9 protein-coding genes and 3 pseudogenes are annotated in these 15,632 nt (G+C 65.8%); 5 read left to right on the forward strand and 7 right to left on the reverse strand.

Annotated elements, in window-relative coordinates; all coding sequences use genetic code 11:
- Positions 1-5 precede the first annotated feature (5 nt).
- Positions 6-1,030, forward strand: a pseudogene (gene alr, locus AC0IX7_RS18385) (alanine racemase).
- 104 nt (positions 1,031-1,134) lie between these two features.
- Here alr and AC0IX7_RS18390 read toward each other — a convergent pair.
- The 3 genes and pseudogenes from AC0IX7_RS18390 to AC0IX7_RS18400 form a co-directional block, all read right to left on the reverse strand.
- Positions 1,135-4,221: a TonB-dependent receptor domain-containing protein gene (locus AC0IX7_RS18390; RefSeq protein ID WP_471813312.1), complete on the reverse strand. Its 3,087-nt coding sequence runs from the start codon at positions 4,219-4,221 to the stop codon at positions 1,135-1,137.
- A gap of 240 nt (positions 4,222-4,461) precedes the next feature.
- Positions 4,462-5,646, reverse strand: coding sequence for an acetyl-CoA C-acetyltransferase (locus tag AC0IX7_RS18395; protein ID WP_471813313.1), 1,185 nt, complete (start codon positions 5,644-5,646; stop codon positions 4,462-4,464).
- A gap of 33 nt (positions 5,647-5,679) precedes the next feature.
- Positions 5,680-6,625 (reverse strand): annotated as a pseudogene (locus AC0IX7_RS18400) (alpha/beta fold hydrolase).
- Between the two features lie 125 nt (positions 6,626-6,750).
- On the opposite strand from AC0IX7_RS18400, the gene phaR reads away from it, so the two are divergent.
- Together phaR and AC0IX7_RS18410 are read left to right on the forward strand one after the other, a co-directional pair.
- Entirely contained in the window at positions 6,751-7,287 is a 537-nt protein-coding gene (gene phaR / locus AC0IX7_RS18405) for a polyhydroxyalkanoate synthesis repressor PhaR (protein WP_248523342.1), read from the forward strand.
- A gap of 16 nt (positions 7,288-7,303) precedes the next feature.
- On the forward strand, positions 7,304-7,489 hold the full coding sequence (locus AC0IX7_RS18410) for a hypothetical protein (protein ID WP_248523340.1): 186 nt from the start codon (positions 7,304-7,306) through the stop codon (positions 7,487-7,489).
- 13 nt (positions 7,490-7,502) lie between these two features.
- On the opposite strand, the gene AC0IX7_RS18415 is transcribed toward AC0IX7_RS18410, so the two are convergent.
- The 4 genes and pseudogenes from AC0IX7_RS18415 to AC0IX7_RS18430 all read right to left on the reverse strand — a co-directional run bounded on the left by AC0IX7_RS18415 (position 7,503) and on the right by AC0IX7_RS18430 (position 12,318).
- Positions 7,503-8,939, reverse strand: a complete 1,437-nt coding sequence (locus AC0IX7_RS18415) for a hypothetical protein (RefSeq protein WP_471813314.1) — start codon at positions 8,937-8,939, stop codon at positions 7,503-7,505.
- A 49-nt stretch (positions 8,940-8,988) separates the two neighbouring features.
- The gene (locus tag AC0IX7_RS18420) at positions 8,989-9,816 is read right to left on the reverse strand and encodes a hypothetical protein (RefSeq protein WP_471813315.1); all 828 of its coding nucleotides are present in this window, start codon (positions 9,814-9,816) and stop codon (positions 8,989-8,991) included.
- A 5-nt stretch (positions 9,817-9,821) separates the two neighbouring features.
- Positions 9,822-10,193: a hypothetical protein gene (locus AC0IX7_RS18425; RefSeq protein WP_471813316.1), complete on the reverse strand. Its 372-nt coding sequence runs from the start codon at positions 10,191-10,193 to the stop codon at positions 9,822-9,824.
- A 577-nt stretch (positions 10,194-10,770) separates the two neighbouring features.
- A pseudogene (locus AC0IX7_RS18430) lies at positions 10,771-12,318 on the reverse strand (CpaF family protein).
- 135 nt (positions 12,319-12,453) lie between these two features.
- On the opposite strand from AC0IX7_RS18430, the gene AC0IX7_RS18435 reads away from it, so the two are divergent.
- The gene (locus AC0IX7_RS18435; RefSeq protein ID WP_471813317.1) at positions 12,454-13,971 is read left to right on the forward strand and encodes a S1C family serine protease; all 1,518 of its coding nucleotides are present in this window, start codon (positions 12,454-12,456) and stop codon (positions 13,969-13,971) included.
- 98 nt (positions 13,972-14,069) lie between these two features.
- Positions 14,070-15,629, forward strand: coding sequence for a tetratricopeptide repeat protein (locus AC0IX7_RS18440; protein WP_471813318.1), 1,560 nt, complete (start codon positions 14,070-14,072; stop codon positions 15,627-15,629).
- Positions 15,630-15,632 lie beyond the last annotated feature (3 nt).

The following is a 15,632-nucleotide window of genomic DNA, read 5'->3' on the forward strand; positions in this document are numbered from 1 at the left end:
TCGATATTCCCGCTCCCCTCCGCCTGCGCCTAGACGGCGACGCCCTCGTCCAGAACTGGCGCACGCTCGACCGCATGAGCGGCACCGCAGCATGCGGCGCCGCGGTCAAGGCGAACGGCTACGGCCTCGGCGCGATCGAGGTCGCCCGCCGCCTCGCTGCCGCAGGGTGCCGCGATTTCTTCGTCTCGAACTGGCAGGAAGCCGCCGAACTCGCGCCTTTGGGCCTGACCGTGTCCGTCCTTCACGGCGTCCGCGAGGAGGACATGTCCGCCGCCACCGCCGGCTTCGCCCGCCCGGTCCTCAACACGCCCCCCAGGTCGCCCGCTGGAAAGCGGCGGGCGGCGGCCCCTGCGACGTGATGGTCGACACCGGCATGAACCGCCTCGGCGTGTCGGCGGACGACATCGCCGGCGGCTTGCTGGACGGCCTCGCGATCGAAACGCTGATGAGCCACTTGGCGTGCGCCGATGAAGACTCGCCGATGAACGCGGTGCAACGCGACCGCTTCGCCGCGCTGGCCGGCACGACATCCGCACGACGCCTGAGCCTAGCCAACTCTGCCGGCATCGCGCTCAAGGGCTATGCGTTCGACCTGACCCGCCCGGGCCTGGCGCTTTACGGCGGCATCCCGCGCGCGGATCTGGCTGCAGCGATCCGGCCGACGGTGACGCTCGAAGCGCAGATCCTTCAGCGTCGCCAGGTCAGCGCCGGTCAAACGGTAGGCTACAACGCAACCTGGACCGCGCCCGCCGACACCGAGGTGGCGATCGTCAACCTGGGCTATGCCGACGGCTATTTCCGCGGATTTTCGAACTGCGGAACGGCATCGGTAGGTGGCATTGCGATGCCCGTGATCGGCCGCGTATCGATGGATCTCGTGGCGATCGACGTGACCAAGATGCCGGCGGCTTCCGAAGGAGCATGGCTCACGCTCGACTTCGCCTTGCCCGAAGCGGCTGCGTTATCGGGGATGTCGCAATACGAACTGCTGACAAGTCTCGGGCGCCGCTATTCGCGCATGTGGAACTGACGCGAGGACTACGGCGCACCACGGTGCCGCTAATATCGTTATCGTATCAAGTAAAAAAGGCCGCCCCGTGAGGAGCGGCCTTTGTCAGTTGGTAGATCGCTAGATCAGAACTTGGCTTCGAAGCCTGCGTACATGAAGCGGCCGACATTCTCGTAGATGCCCTGCGCACCGGTAGTGCCAGTGATGTCGTAGGGTGGCTGGCGATCGAACACGTTGTCCATGCCGGCATAGAAGCGGAACTTGTCCGTGACGTCCGCGCCGACGCGGAGGTTGTGGTAGGTCACGTCCGGGTAGAAGGTGAACGGGAACGCATCGGGATCGCGGGCCGGGCGACCCTGGACCGAGTTCTGCGTCTCATACTCGACAGCGACCGTCTGCTTGCCGACGTAACGAAAGTTGTAGTTCAGGTCGAACACGCCGAAGTCGACATTGGCCGTGAACGAACCCGACCATTCCGGATCCCCGACTTCGAACTTCTGCTGGTCGATGAAGCTTGGGGTGTTGATGTCCGTATAGTTGTCGCGGTTGATCAGGTAGCTGACGATACCACGCAACGTTACCTTCGCACCGCCAACATTATGGCTGTAGCTCAGATCGGCATCGACACCGGATGTCTTCTGCTTGGCAAAGTTGAATGGACCCGACAGGAACGACTGTCCGGTCGCGGGGAATGAGATCTGCGCGCCACCATTGGTGACACCGGTCTGCCCGGCGAAGGTGCCGTTGGGGTTACGCGTCAATGCCGCGCAATACTGATTGTTGATGCCGCTTGGGCTGTCGTAGCACTGGTTGATGATCGTCTGTGGTGCCAGCGCGAAGATCACGTTGGTGATCTTGATGTTGTAGTAGTCGACCGACAGCGTAAGGCCCGGGATCATGCTGGGCTGCAGGATGAAACCGCCAGTAAAGCTGTCTGCGGTTTCCTCGCGCAGATTGGGATTGCTGCCGTTCAGACCGCTGATGCCGGAGGTCGGAACGTTGGTGAACGGCTCCGTGATGCCATTGAACGTCTGGGTCGTCGGAACGCCTGCGGCTGCGCAGTTAGCCGCACGGTTCGGGCCGTTGCGAATATTGTTCTGGCTGCAGGGATCGACCAGGCCGTTGAGGAAGGTCTGGCTCGGTGCCGAGAACAGATCCCCCTGCGTCGGTGCCCGAACCGAGCGGGCATAGCTGCCGCGAACGCGAATGTCGCGGACTGGCGACCAGGTCAGGCCGGCGTTGTACGAATACACCGTGCCGGTTGCGCCGATGTTGTAGTCCGAAACGCGGCCTGCACCATCGATCGTCAGTTCCTGGAAGAACGGCACGTTCTTGAGCAGCGGAATGCGGATTTCGCCGTACGCTTCCTTCACGACCTGCGCTGGCGGATCGAAGATCGGAATGGCGTTCAGGAAGGTCGCACCGCTCCGCGTCACGTCGTCGAATGCCGAATAGGAGGTCTCGCGACGATATTCGCCACCGATCGAGAACGCGATCGGACCGCCCGGTAGTTCGAACAGCTGCGAAAGATCGCCCGATACGAACGCGGTCGCATCATACTGGTCGGCCTTCTGGCGGCGGGTCGAGTTCACGACGAAATAGTTCAGCGCCGAGGCGCTCGGTGCACCCTGACCGAACAGGTTGACGGGAACGCAGCTTGCGTCGTCATTGGCCGTGCTCGCGTCGGCGTTGATGCCGCAGACGATGTTGCCACCAGCGTTGCGGACCGCATCCTGCGAATTCCTGAATTTCTGGATGTTTACGTTGCCCTGGGTCGCGTAGAACGTATCGAGGTGACCGTAGTTGAACGCGACCTCATAGCGCCAGTCGCTGTTGAATGTGCCCTCGACGCCTGCAACGATACGATAGGTTTCGCGGCGATGGTTTTCGCCACGCGCACCGAAGTCGACGTTGATGCGCTGCGCCTGGAACGTGGTCGCCCCGGGTGCCAGCGTCTGGGCGAGCACCGAGCGAGCTTGGGCATTCAGGAACGGATTGTTGACGTTGTAGATCGCGGGCAGCGTGCCCTGCAGGAAGGTCGGCTGGCCTTCCTGAATCGCGTCGACGCGGACATATTTTGCCTCGACGAACGGACGGAACGCGTCCGAGACGTCGTAATGCGCCAGGAGGTTTGCCGAATAGCGCTTGATGCCCGGCTGCAACTGGCCGGTCAGGCGCTGCGAGGACCCGAGGCCACCGATCGCATTGCCCGAACCGAACGGACGGAAGTCCTTTACGACGTTGTTCGGCACGAGGTTGCCCGAATTGTCGAACACGAACACGCGACCCAGCGGGGCGCCCGTGTTGCTGTTCTCGCCGGTGCAGTTGAAGGCACGGCGGGCAGCGACGGCAGCGTTGCCGGCCACAGCGGCCGGGCATGCCGACGTGATAGCGCCGCCTTCCGAAATGGCGATGTTGCGGACGTTGGTCAGGAAGGTCGTATCGGGAACGCCGTTGCCGATACCCGGCTCGTTCAATACGTTCTCGGTCAGGTTGAACTGGCGACGGCCGGTCGTGCTATAGCGGCTGCGATCGGTGAAATAGAGCGCGTCCGATTCACTGTATTCGACCGATGCGGCAATGTTGCCGCGACCTTCCCCGAAGTTCTTGCCGCCCGTCAGGCTGCCGAAATACGAAGGGCGATCGCCGCGCGACGTGACACCGCTCTGGCCACGAAGACGCAGGCCTTCAAAGTCACGCTTCAGGACGAAGTTCACGGCGCCTGCGACGGCATCGGAACCATAGACCGCCGAGTTGCCGCCGGTCACGACGTCGACGCGCTCGGTCAGGTCGACCGGAATCGTGTTGACATCGACACGGCTCTCACCAGGAGTCGAGGTCACGTGACGGCGGCCGTTGACTAGCACGAGCGTCCGGTTTGTACCCAGGCCGCGCAGATCGAGTGCGTTGATACCGGCCGTGCCGATGAAGCGCGTCGAGTTCGATCCGCTGAACGTCGCCCGCAGCGACGGCAGCTTGTTCAACGTATCGCCAAGCGAGACTTCGCCGGTCTGCGTCAACTCCTGGATGCTGAGGGAGGTGATCGGCGAGGGCGAATCGAGGTTCGGACGGGCAATGCGCGACCCGGTCACGACGATCGCATCGTTTTCAGCCGCAGCGGCCGCTTCTGCTGCGACTTGCGTGCCCGTCTCCATGACCGTGCCGTCAGTGGCCGAAGGCGCAGTCTGCGCAAAGGCCACCGTCGGCAGCATTACCGCGCCGGTTGCCAGGATCGTCGCGGATAGAAAGTCCCGTGTTCTAGACAATTATAGTCCCCCGTTATCGGCAATTTTGCCGTTATGGGGAACATACAGCCGTTAATAGCGGCGACTGGCAAGCCTGCGTTCAGGTCCATGCACGTCGCGGTATCGAATTATTACTCAACGTGACAAAACTGTCACAATTCGGAAAGCTCGCCATTATATGTATTATAATCCGTGACTTAACATGGGTTATCGCTCGATGCACATCGCAATCCCCATGCCGCCGCCGATGCACAGCGTCGCCAGTCCCTTCTTCGCGTCGCGCTTCTGCATCTCGTAGATGAGCGTCGTCAGGACGCGCGCGCCGCTCGCGCCGATCGGGTGACCGATCGCGATCGCGCCGCCGTTGACGTTGACCTTGCTCGCGTCCCAGCCGAGTTCCTTGCCGACCGACAGCGCCTGCGCGGCGAAGGCTTCGTTGGCTTCGATCAGGTCGAGATCGGCGAGCGTCCAGCCGGCCTTCTCCAGCGCGCGCTTGGTGGCGGGGACAGGGCCGATGCCCATCACCGACGGGTCGACGCCGGCCGAGGCCCAGCTCCTGATCGTCGCGAGGATCGGCGAGCCGCGGCGTTCGGCTTCGTCCCGGCGCATCATGACGAGCGCGGCGGCCCCGTCGTTGAGGCCGCTCGCGTTCGCCGCGGTGACCGTGCCGTCCTTCTTGAACGCCGGCTTCACGCCCGAGACGCTTTCGATCGTTGCACCGGCGCGGATGTATTCGTCGTCGGCGACGACGGTGTCGCCCTTGCGACCCTTGATCGTGACGGGTGCGATCTCGTCCTTGAAGCGCCCTGAGCCGCGCGCGGCCTCGGCCTTGTTCTGCGAGGCGACCGAGAAGGCGTCCTGTTCGCCGCGCGTGACCTGGTATTGCTCGGCGAGATTCTCGGCGGTGATGCCCATGTGATAGCCGTTGAAGACGTCAGTCAGGCCGTCGCTGACCATCGTGTCGACGAGGCTGAGATTGCCCATCTTCTGGCCGCCGCGGATCGACTGCGCGTGTGCGGAGAGCGACATCGATTCCTGGCCGCCGGCGACGACGATGGTCGCGTCGCCGGTCTGGATCGCCTGGGCTGCGAGTGCGACCGCACGTAGGCCGGAGCCGCAGACCTGGTTGACGCCCCAGGCCGGGATTTCCTTCGGTACGCCGGCCGCCATCGACGCCTGGCGCGCGGGGTTCTGGCCTTGCGCGGCGGTGAGGACCTGGCCGAGGATCACTTCGGAGACGTCTTCGCCCACGACGCCTGCCTGGGCGAGCGCGGCTTCGATCGCAATGCGGCCGAGCTCGTGCGCCGGCGTGGTGGCGAATGCGCCGAGAAAGCTGCCGACGGGGGTGCGCTTGGCAGCGGTGATGACGACGTCGGTGGGGCGGGTGGTCATGTCGGGATCCTCTATGTTTGGACCCCATGTAGGTCAGCCGAGCGCGGCGATCCAGTTGGCGAGCGGTTCCCAGAGGCGCGCGCGCGCGGAGCGGCCGACGATCATGCCGACATGACCGGCCCCGAGATCGCGGCGGTCGGCGAGCCCGATCGCGGTGGCGGCGGGGACTATTCGGTCGCTAAGCGAGACGAACTCGACGGTCGGGCAGGCGAGTGCGAGCGGGTCGACCACGGTACCGGCGATGGCCCAGCGGCCTTTGCCGGGAAGGTCGTTGGCGATGCAGTCCTCGAACAACGAGGCCGCCGCTGCGTAGGGAAGCGGCGCGCCCGCGTTCGCCCAATCCTCGAGTCGGACGAACGCGCGCGCCGCGTCGCTGTCCAGGGCGAGGTCGGCGAACGCCTCGTATTTTGCGATCGTACGCGCGGGATCGAGTTGCCAGAAGCCGGCTTGCAGGACTTCCATCGGCAGGAGGCCGAGCATCGCCGCGGCGGGCTGGACTGCTGCCCAGGTGGCGGCAAGCGCGGACCGACCCTCGCCATAGCCCGCGAAGTGCCACGGCGCGGCGATCGTCGCGACCCCCGCAACGGGGTAATCGCAGCGGCACCGAGCGCGAGCGTGCCGCCGAGGCAATAGCCGACCAGCACCGGCGGTTCGTCCAGCGCCCGTAGCAACGGCACCAGCAGCCGCTCGACATGCGCCGCGAGATCGAGGTCGCGGTCGGCGCTGCCGGGCGATCCCCAGTCGACCAGCCACGCATGGAATCCCTGCTCCGCGATCCACCGCAACAGCGAAGACTCGGGCGAATGATCGAGGATATCGGGGGATTTATCAGCGATGGAACGAACACCACGGGTCGTCCACCGCCGCCATAGTCGCGCAACGACACCCGTCCCGCACGGTGGACCGCAGGCATCGGATCCGCCCGCTGCTCTCGTGATGCACCCTGATACGCGCGCAATCCAACTAGTGCGCGGGCCATCCGTTCGGGCGATGCCGCGGTCTCGCTGCGCAGCACGCTGAGGAACAAGGGTAAGGGCCTCGGACCTTGTTGCGGTGCGTCATCAAAGACTGTAGCCTCCGTTTCAAACATAAGACGGGGGATCCATGAAGAAGCAACCGGCTGCCGACGGAATCGTCATCATCAAGAAATACGCCAATCGGCGGCTCTATAACACCGAGACGTCATCCTACATCACGCTCGATCATCTCGCGACGATGACCCGCGAGGGCCGCGACTTCAAGGTGGTCGACGCGAAGACGGATGAAGACATCACGCACAACGTCCTAACCCAGATCATCATGGAGGAGGAGAGTCGCGGCGAGACGATGATGCCGGTGAATTTCCTGCGCCAGCTGATCTCGATGTACGGCGACTCGATGCAGACGATGGTGCCGGGCTATCTCGAGGCGTCGATGGACAGCTTCCGTCGCAACCACGACCAGTTCAAGTCCGCGGTCGAGGGTGCGTTCGCCAATTCGCCGTTCGCCGATCTCGCCAAGCGCAATCTCGCGATGTTCGACGTCGCCGCGCAGGCGATGAACCCGGCCACGCCCGCACCCGCCGCCAGCAAGGACGACGAGATCGCGGCCCTGCGCACCGAACTCGCCAAATTGCAGGAAAAGGTCGAGAAGCTCGGCTGACGGATCGGGCTGAACGATGGGGCCGGTGTTGTGGAGTGCGAGCGGCGGCCTGGCCGCGTTGGCGGTCGTCGCCGGGCTCGGCGAGCGACGCCGACGACGGCGGCGCGATCCGGATTCGGTCGGCTGGGTCGACTGGCCGACCGTCCAGATGCTCGCGCTGATCGCATTGGCCGTCACGGTCGGGCTGGCGTTCAAGACCTGAGCTTCCAGCGCCGTCAGCGGGGAACGTCCGTCCGCAGGCGATAGACGCTCTGCGGCAACTCGCCGATCTTCACCGAGCCCACCAGCCGATAGCGCGCGGCGATCGCGCGAACGACCAGCGCCTGGGTCGCCAGGTTCGTGCTCGGTTTGGGCGCGCGCACGACGATCACGCCGGGACGGGCCGCGAGCAGGCGCGTGACTTCGGCGACCGGATCGATCCCCGTACCATGCGTCTCGGTCGTCTGGCCGAGATGGCTGCGAAAGATATAGGGCGTCGGCAGGCAGGATCGGGTGAGGAAGTAGAGGATCGGTTCGCTGCCATAGGCGAACATGCAGCCGCGTGGATGCTGGCCGATCAGGTGGACGAGTTGGGCTATCTGCCGTGCGTTGCCGCGCCGTCCGACACGGATGCTCGTCAGGATGGTCGCGGCGAGAGCACCGAACGCTAGTATTGCGGCAAGGCGAAATATGGTCGTGCGGACGGTCGGCCCGGCAAGTCCGGTGCCCGCAGCGACCGACAGCGGCAGCGCGAGTGGCAGCATGTAGAGCAGCTCGAACGTGTGCATGATCAGGATCGCGATCACCGCGGCGGCGACCCATCCGAGCGCGAAGCTGCCGGCCCGTCTGCCGCGCCACGCCAGCCAGGCGAGCGGCAAGCTGAGGCCGATCCCGCCAAGCAGCTTCAGGATATTGGACTGGAGCGTGTCGTCGTCCTGCTGGCCAAAGATCGAAAGGAAATTGGCGAAGACGAAGGCATCGCCGTGGCCGGCTGCGGCATAGACGGCCCAGGCGAGCGCGGTCGGCAGCAGCGCGGCGCCGATCCACAGGCCGGCGTCGGCGGCCAGCCGGCCGATCGATCGGCCATCGCGGTGTGCGGTCCACAGCAGCGTCAGGCCGAAGAAGATCCCCTCGAACATCGCGGTGTATTTGATCTGCATCGCGATGCCGATCAGCAGCATCGCCCCGGCGCCGCGCAGGCTGATATGCCGCTGGTCGCGCGTCGTATCGAGCACCACCAGCGCAGCCGCCGCCATCAGGGCGTTGCCCCATATTGCGGACTGGCCGCCCGCACCGTCGAACACGATGATCCAGACGAGATAGATCACCCCTGCGCCCAGGCTTGCGATCGGGCTGGCGCTGTCGGGGGTGAGGCGGTCGACGATCCGACCGACGAGCCATGCGGTGCCCGCGGCGACCAGCGTTGCGGCGAGCTGGTACATCAGCACGCCGTCGCCGCCGACGCTGCGGATAGCGGCAAAGATCAGGAACAGCCCGACCGGCTTGCGATCGAAGATGTCGACGAACGGCCATGCGCCCTGCAGCAGGCGATCGCCGACCAGCAGGTAGAATTGCTCGTCGCTATGGATCACCGGGTTGCCGAAGAACGGGCTGCGGATCGCGAAGGCGACGAGCAGCAGGACGAGCGCACCCGACCAGCGATGGCGCGTCATCAGTAGAAGGTCTTGAGCGTCAGGGGCCGCGTCGTTCCGTCGCACAGGCCTAGCGCGACGACGCGGCCGGGGCGCCAGCCGACCATGACGTAAGCGGGCTCGTGGGATAGTCGGCCGGGATCGGTACGCCGTCGATCGCGCAGATCATGTCGCCATCCTTCCAGCCCGAGGCTTCGGCGGGGCCGCCGCGCATGACGTGCAGGACTTTCAGCCGATCCGGTTCGGCCCCAACGAGCAGCCCGCTGGTCGAGCGGAGCGGCGGCGTGTCGGCCTTCGGGCCGCGGCTGAGCACCATGCGGCGTGCGCCGGGATCGAGCAGCACGCGGTAATTCTGTAAGAAGCCCGATCCGATCCGGCCGGCGGTGCCGATCGCCTGCGAGAAGCCGCCTGCGGGTTCGATCCGGACTTCGGTGGCGCGCGCGGTCATCGTGCCGACGCGGAGATCGGGAACGATCGCGAGGCCGCTCACCGCTGGTCCCGCGAGCCCGAACGCGATCGCGGTGGTGACGCGCACGTCTTTCAGACCGGCCGCCTGCCAGCCGGCAGCGGTGACGGTGACCGAGGACCCGTCGCCGGTATCGACGACCACGGGCGCGAGCCGCCGGTTGCCCAGCGTGAGCGCGCTTTCGTAGACGCTGCGTTCGGTGGAGACGCGCAAGGGTGCTGTCTCGCCCTTGAACGGGAGGCGGCCCGAGCGGATCAGGCGGAAGCGCTTGGCGGCATAGTCGATGTCGAGCGCATGACCGGCGAGCATGTCGGCGCCGACGAGCAGGTCGACCGCGGATGCGCTGCCGGTGGCGATCGCGGGCAGGTCGGCGACCGTCACGCCGCCGCCGGTCCGCGCGAGACCGCCAAGCGCGACGCTGCGGGTCGGCATCCAGCCTAAGGCGACCGATCCGCCGATCGCGGTCGCGCTGCCGCCGGCGACCAGCTTGGCGGTGTCGACCGCGGGGAGGCCTTGGCGAGCAACGTATAGCTGACGCCGGTATCGAGGATCGCGGTGACGTTGCGGCCGTCGATCTGCATCGTGAAGCGGATCTGGTTGCCGGGCGTCAGGTCGAACGGGATCCAGCGGGCTTCGGCGTCGGTCGCGAGATGATAGACGCCGCGGTCGCGCGCGGCAGGAGAGACGCCGTTGGAATCGGCGTTAGAATTGGCGGCGGAATCGGCTGGCGCCGGTGCAGGCGCAGGCTCGCGCGCGGAAACGAACAGGACCGCGATCAGCGGGACGAGGACGAAAAGGGCACGGCGCATGTGCGGTGGTCCCTAGCGGGTCGCGGGGGCTGTACAAGCCGGCGCGTCGCCGAACCGGGCCCGAGACCCGACGAAGATCGCCCTCAATCTTGCCCGAGGCGTGAGTTGGAGGCGGGAAGGGGCCTGTAAACAAGGGCCGTCGCTTACCGCCCCTCCCGTGGGCAAGCGCGAGCGCGCCCGCCCAAGAGGAATAGCACGATCCGATGCCCCAAGATCCGATGCCCGTCGTGTCGATCCCCAGAGACCCGCACCCACGCCGCTCTCCCGCGAACGCGGTAGTCTAGGGTTGCGGGGGTAGCGGTCGTGGCTTCTGGCCCCCGCGTTCGCGAGGGAACGGTAGGTGGGCAAGCTGGCTGAAACCCAGCCCTAGCCTGACAGCCGCTTACTCTGCTCCCGTCGCGCCCGCTACAATCACGCAGCGCCCACAAGATGCCCCACCCCGGCGAAGGCCGGGGCCCAGTTGGGGGACGGTGATACCGTCGGACGGCTCTCCGTTATTGCCACCTTTCCAACTGGGCCCCGGCCTCCGCCGGGGTGGTGGCGTTATGCATGCTGTCAACTGTTGCGAGTGAGGCCCCTACAGACACGCCTCAAGATACGCCTGATCGAACCCGAACTGCTTCGCCTTTTCCAGCGTATACGGCCTGAGCCCCATCGAGCGGTATTCGCCGAGAATCTTCCCGTCCGCGGACTCGTCCATATATTCGAACTTGAACAGCTCCTGCGTGACGATCACCGGCCCCTCCATGCCGATCACCTCGGTGATGTTGGTCACCCGTCGCGAGCCGTCGCGTAGGCGCTTCACCTGGATGATCAGTTCGACCGAATCGGCGATCTGGCGCGAGATCGCTTCCTTCGGCACCTTGATGTCGGACATCATCACCATGTTCTCCATGCGGGCCAAGGCCTCGCGCGGGGAGTTGGCGTGGAGCGTGCACATCGAGCCGTCGTGACCGGTATTCATGGCGGCGAGCATGTCGAAACACTCGGACCCGCGAATTTCGCCCAGGATGATCCGGTCCGGCCGCATACGCAGCGCGTTCTTGACGAGATCGCGGATCGAGATCTCACCCTGACCCTCCAGATTGGCCGGTCGCGTTTCGAGCGGGAGCCAGTGCGGCTGTTGCAGGCGAAGCTCGGCGGCGTCCTCGATCGTCAGGACGCGCTCGCCGGGGTCGATCATCTTCGACAGCGCGTTGAGCATCGTCGTCTTGCCCGAGCCGGTACCGCCCGAGATCACCACATTGAACCGCGACGCCCCCGCGATCTTCAGCGCAGTCGCCATCTTTGGGCTCATCGATCCGAACCCCGCCATCATGTCGAGCGTGATCGGCTTGGCGGAGAATTTACGGATCGAGATCGCGGTGCCGCGCAGCGATAGCGGCGGCACGATCACGTTGACGCGGCTGCCGTCCTTGAGGCGCGCATCGGCCAGCGGCGAGGTCTGGTCGACGCGACGGCCGACCGAGTTCACGATCCGCTGCGCGATCTGGAACAGATGCTCCTCGTCGCGGAACTGGATCGGCGCGAGCTCGAGCTTGCCCTTGCGCTCGACATAGGTCTGTTCGGGGCCGTTCACCATGATGTCAGTGATGTTCGGATCCGCCAGCAGCTCCTCGAGCGGCCCCAGCCCGAGCAGCTCGTCGACCAGCACCTTCTCCAGCGCGAACTGTTCGCGGCGGTTGAGCGTCAGCTTCAGCTCGGCGAGCACTTCGCCGATGATCGGGCGGAATTCCTCCGCGAGTTCGTCCTTGCCGAGCGTCGCCGCGGCTTCCGGATCGACGCGTTCGAGCAGGCGCGGGAGGACCTGTTCCTTGATCTTGTGGATCGACTGTTCGAAGCCCTCGACGCGGCTGTTGCCGGCCTCTCCGCTAGCATTTTGGCGGTCCGACAGGCGCTGCATCGCGTCCATCTGCGCGCCGGGCATCGTGCCGGGGCCGAAACCGTCGGTCTCGCCCGGCATCGGCAACGAGTCGATCGGGGAAACTGCGATCCGCCCTCGGGTTCGGGACGCGGCGCCGCGCTGCCCCTTGCATGGGGCCGCCTTGCATAGGCCGTGCGACGCCGAATGCGGGCCGGGCCGCTTGCCCCCGCTGATGCCATTACGACGCCCGAATGCGCTCATGCCCAAATCCCTGGATGATTGCCCAAGGGGTTAGGCACCAAGACTTGATAATTCGCTAACCAAACCGGATTGGCAGGAGTCTTCCGATAAGAGCCGAGGGTTGATCGCCGCCGCGAACTCCCCGAAGGCTGGTGCATGATCCGCCTGCTGCTCCTCCTCGCGCTGACTTTCGGGTTGGCCAGCTCCGCGTCGGCCGACGACATCGCCGCCGCCGGGCGCGGCGTGGTGCGCGTCGTGACGATCGCCGTGGTCGATGATCAGGTGGTCGGATTCGGCCATGGCAGCGGCTTCGCGATCGCGCCCAACCGGATCGTCACCAACGCGCACGTCGTCGATCTCGCCGAACGCTATCCCGACAACGTGGTCGTCGGCATCGTGCCCACCGAGGGCGACAAATCTTACCAGGGCAAGGTGATCGCGTATGATTCGCAGCGCGACCTGGCGCTGATCGAGTTCACCGGCGCGCGCCTGCCGCCGAGCCCGCTCTATACCGGCCCGATGAGCGAGGGCGATGCGGTGGTGTCGCTCGGCTTCCCCGGCAATGTCGACCTCGCGACGGCGCGGTCGGCGGCGGATTATATCCGGCCGATGACGCCGGTGCGGTCGGAGGGCGTGCTCTCGGGCCGCCGCGCGCTGAGCAACGTCGAGGTGTTGCTGCATACGGCGAGTATTGCGCGTGGTAATTCGGGTGGTCCTCTGCTCGACCGCTGCGGGCGGGTGATCGGGGTGAATTCTGCCATCACGCGTGGGGAGGAGGGCGACTCGACGTTCGGGTTCGCGATCGCGGATACGGAGCTGGCCGGGTTCCTGCGCGAGGCGAAACAGCCCTATGCGTCGATCGGGACGGGATGTACCTCGATCGAGGATCGCTTGCGGCAGGACGCCGACGCGGATGCGCGAGCGACGGCGGATGCTGCGTCAGCCAAGCGCGACGCCGCCACACAGGATGCGATGACCCGCGAGGTGGCGCTGGAGAAGGCCCGGACCGAAGCGTCGCGCAGTCGCGAGAACGTGATGGCGATCGCCGGGCTGCTGCTGGTCGCTGGCGCGCTCGTGATCGGCAGCGCGGGGCTGCTCGAATCGCGTGGCCAGCGGCGCCAGGCGATCTGGGCGGTGTCGGTCGGCGGCGTCAGCGTGCTGGTCGCCATCATCGTGTTCGTGCTGCGACCCTCGGGCGAGGTCGACGTCCCCTTGTCGGCGCTCCCGAAGACCCGCATCTCGACGCCCGACGCCGCGCTCGGCAAGCTGATCTGCACGCTGATCCCCGAACGCAGCCGGATCACGATCTCGTCCAGCGATGACGTGTCGATCGACTGGGGCGCCAAGGGCTGCGTGAACGGCAAGACGCAATATGTCGGTGCGCAAAACGGCAATGGGGGCGGCCGCTTCGACCGCGTACTCGTGCCCGACGACGAGCAGACCGTCTCCGTCCTGTCGTTCGATCCGGCAACGCGCGTCTATTCGAACACGCGCTATCTGCTGTCGGCGGCGGGGATGACCGCCGCGCGGACCGCGCGGGGTGTCGTGCCGAACGTCTGCAACATGGACGACGCCGCGCTGGGTCGGCTCGCCGGTCAGCAGGCGGCGATCCGCGCGGTGTTGCCACCGCTGCCGAACGAGAAGCTCGTCTATTCCTGCCAATCGGCAAAATGATCGGCATCGGACGGAACGGATAGATTACCGCCCCGGAATCTGCTCGGTTGCGCCAAAGAACGAAGCGTCGGCATGACGCTCGGCAAAGGGGCGTGACGATGCGTGTTTCGGGATGGGTTCGCGGTATCGCGGTGCTCGCAGCGGCGAGTGCGGCCTGCATCTCGGCCGCGTCGGAGGCCAAGTGGTTGCGGGCCACCTCGGATCATTTCGTTGTCTACTCAAGCGTCGGCGAGGCGGCATTGCGCAAGACCGCGACGCAACTCGAACAGTTCGATGGCGTGATGCGTATCCTGCACCGGGCCAACACCCCGCCCGCCGAGCCGGGCACGAACCGGGTGACCGTCTATGTCGTCAACACGGCGAGCGATGTCCGCAAATTGATGGGCAAGGGTAGCGGCAACGTCGCCGGGTTCTATGTGCCGCGCGTGAACGGATCGATCGCCTTTACGCCCCGCTCCAGCGGCGGGGATGGCGATTTGCAGCCGCAGATCGTGCTGTTCCACGAATACGCGCATCATTTCCTGCTCGGCACGTTTGCCGCCGCCTATCCCGCCTGGTTCTCCGAAGGCTATGCCGAGTTCGTCTCGACCGCACGGTTCGAAAAGGACGGTGTCATGGTCGGCGTGGCGGCGCAGCACCGGGCATACAGCCTGTTCAATACGCGTGGACTGTCGGCCGAGCGCCTGTTCGATACCGGATCGCGCCGGTTGTCAGACGAGGAGCGTGGCTCGCTCTACGCACGCGGCTGGCTGCTGACGCACTATATCATGTTCGATCCGGCACGCGGTGCGACGTTCCGGCGCTATCTCGATGCGTTGAACACGGGCGTGCCCAGCGTCACGGCGGCACGGACCGCGTTCGGCGACCTGCGCGCGCTCGATCGGTCGCTCGACGCCTATCTCGCGCAATCGAGGATCCCCGGCATCAAGATCGCCTATTCGCGACTCCCCGATCCGAAGATCACCGTCGAACCCGTGAGTGCGGGCGCCGAAGCGTTGATGGCCCTTCGCATGGAGTCCGAGCGCGGCGTGAACAACAAGACGGCGCAACCGATCTACACCCGGGCCAAGGCGATCGCGGCGACCTATCCGACCGATCCCGTGGCGCAGGGCTGGTTCGCCGAGATGGCCTATGACGCGGTTCAGGACGACGATGCCGAAGCGGCCGTGGACCGCGCACTCGCCGCCGACCCCAAGATGGCGCAGGCGCTGCTCTACAAGGCGAGGATCCACCTTCGCCGGGCAAGTGCCGCGTCCACCAAGGATGCCGACGTGTGGAAGAAAGCGCGGATCTGGGTCGTCAAGGCCAACCGCCTCGCCCCCGACGATGCCGAAGCGTTGTCGCTATATTATGACAGCTTCGGCGCGGAACGTACGCCGCCGACCAAGATTGCGATCGATGGCGTCAAGCGCGCGCTCGAACTCGTGCCGCAAGATCCCGAGTTGCGGTTCAAGGTCGCCGCGCAGGAGATACGCGACGGCGATGCGGAGGACGCCAAGCGGACCTTGCGTCCGCTCGCCTTCGACCCGCATATGCCGGCGGACAATCCCGCCGCGCGGCTGATCAGGATCCTGGAATCCGGCAAGATCGGGCCCGAGGCGTTGCGGTTGCTCGGACCGGGACAGGACGGGGTTGCCGAGACGCCTCCGGCCGGGTGACGC

Source organism: Sphingomonas sp. AC411 (genome assembly GCF_979253035.1).

Coding starts and splice junctions, on each gene's coding strand:
- AC0IX7_RS18390 (WP_471813312.1), bottom strand. CDS start 4,221: ATGCTGCCGACGGTGGCCTTTGCGCAGACTGCGCCTTCGGCCACTGAC.
- AC0IX7_RS18395 (WP_471813313.1), bottom strand. CDS start 5,646: ATGACCACCCGCCCCACCGACGTCGTCATCACCGCTGCCAAGCGCACC.
- phaR (WP_248523342.1), top strand. CDS start 6,751: ATGAAGAAGCAACCGGCTGCCGACGGAATCGTCATCATCAAGAAATAC.
- AC0IX7_RS18410 (WP_248523340.1), top strand. CDS start 7,304: ATGGGGCCGGTGTTGTGGAGTGCGAGCGGCGGCCTGGCCGCGTTGGCG.
- AC0IX7_RS18415 (WP_471813314.1), bottom strand. CDS start 8,939: ATGACGCGCCATCGCTGGTCGGGTGCGCTCGTCCTGCTGCTCGTCGCC.
- AC0IX7_RS18420 (WP_471813315.1), bottom strand. CDS start 9,816: ATGCCGACCCGCAGCGTCGCGCTTGGCGGTCTCGCGCGGACCGGCGGC.
- AC0IX7_RS18425 (WP_471813316.1), bottom strand. CDS start 10,193: ATGCGCCGTGCCCTTTTCGTCCTCGTCCCGCTGATCGCGGTCCTGTTC.
- AC0IX7_RS18435 (WP_471813317.1), top strand. CDS start 12,454: ATGATCCGCCTGCTGCTCCTCCTCGCGCTGACTTTCGGGTTGGCCAGC.
- AC0IX7_RS18440 (WP_471813318.1), top strand. CDS start 14,070: ATGCGTGTTTCGGGATGGGTTCGCGGTATCGCGGTGCTCGCAGCGGCG.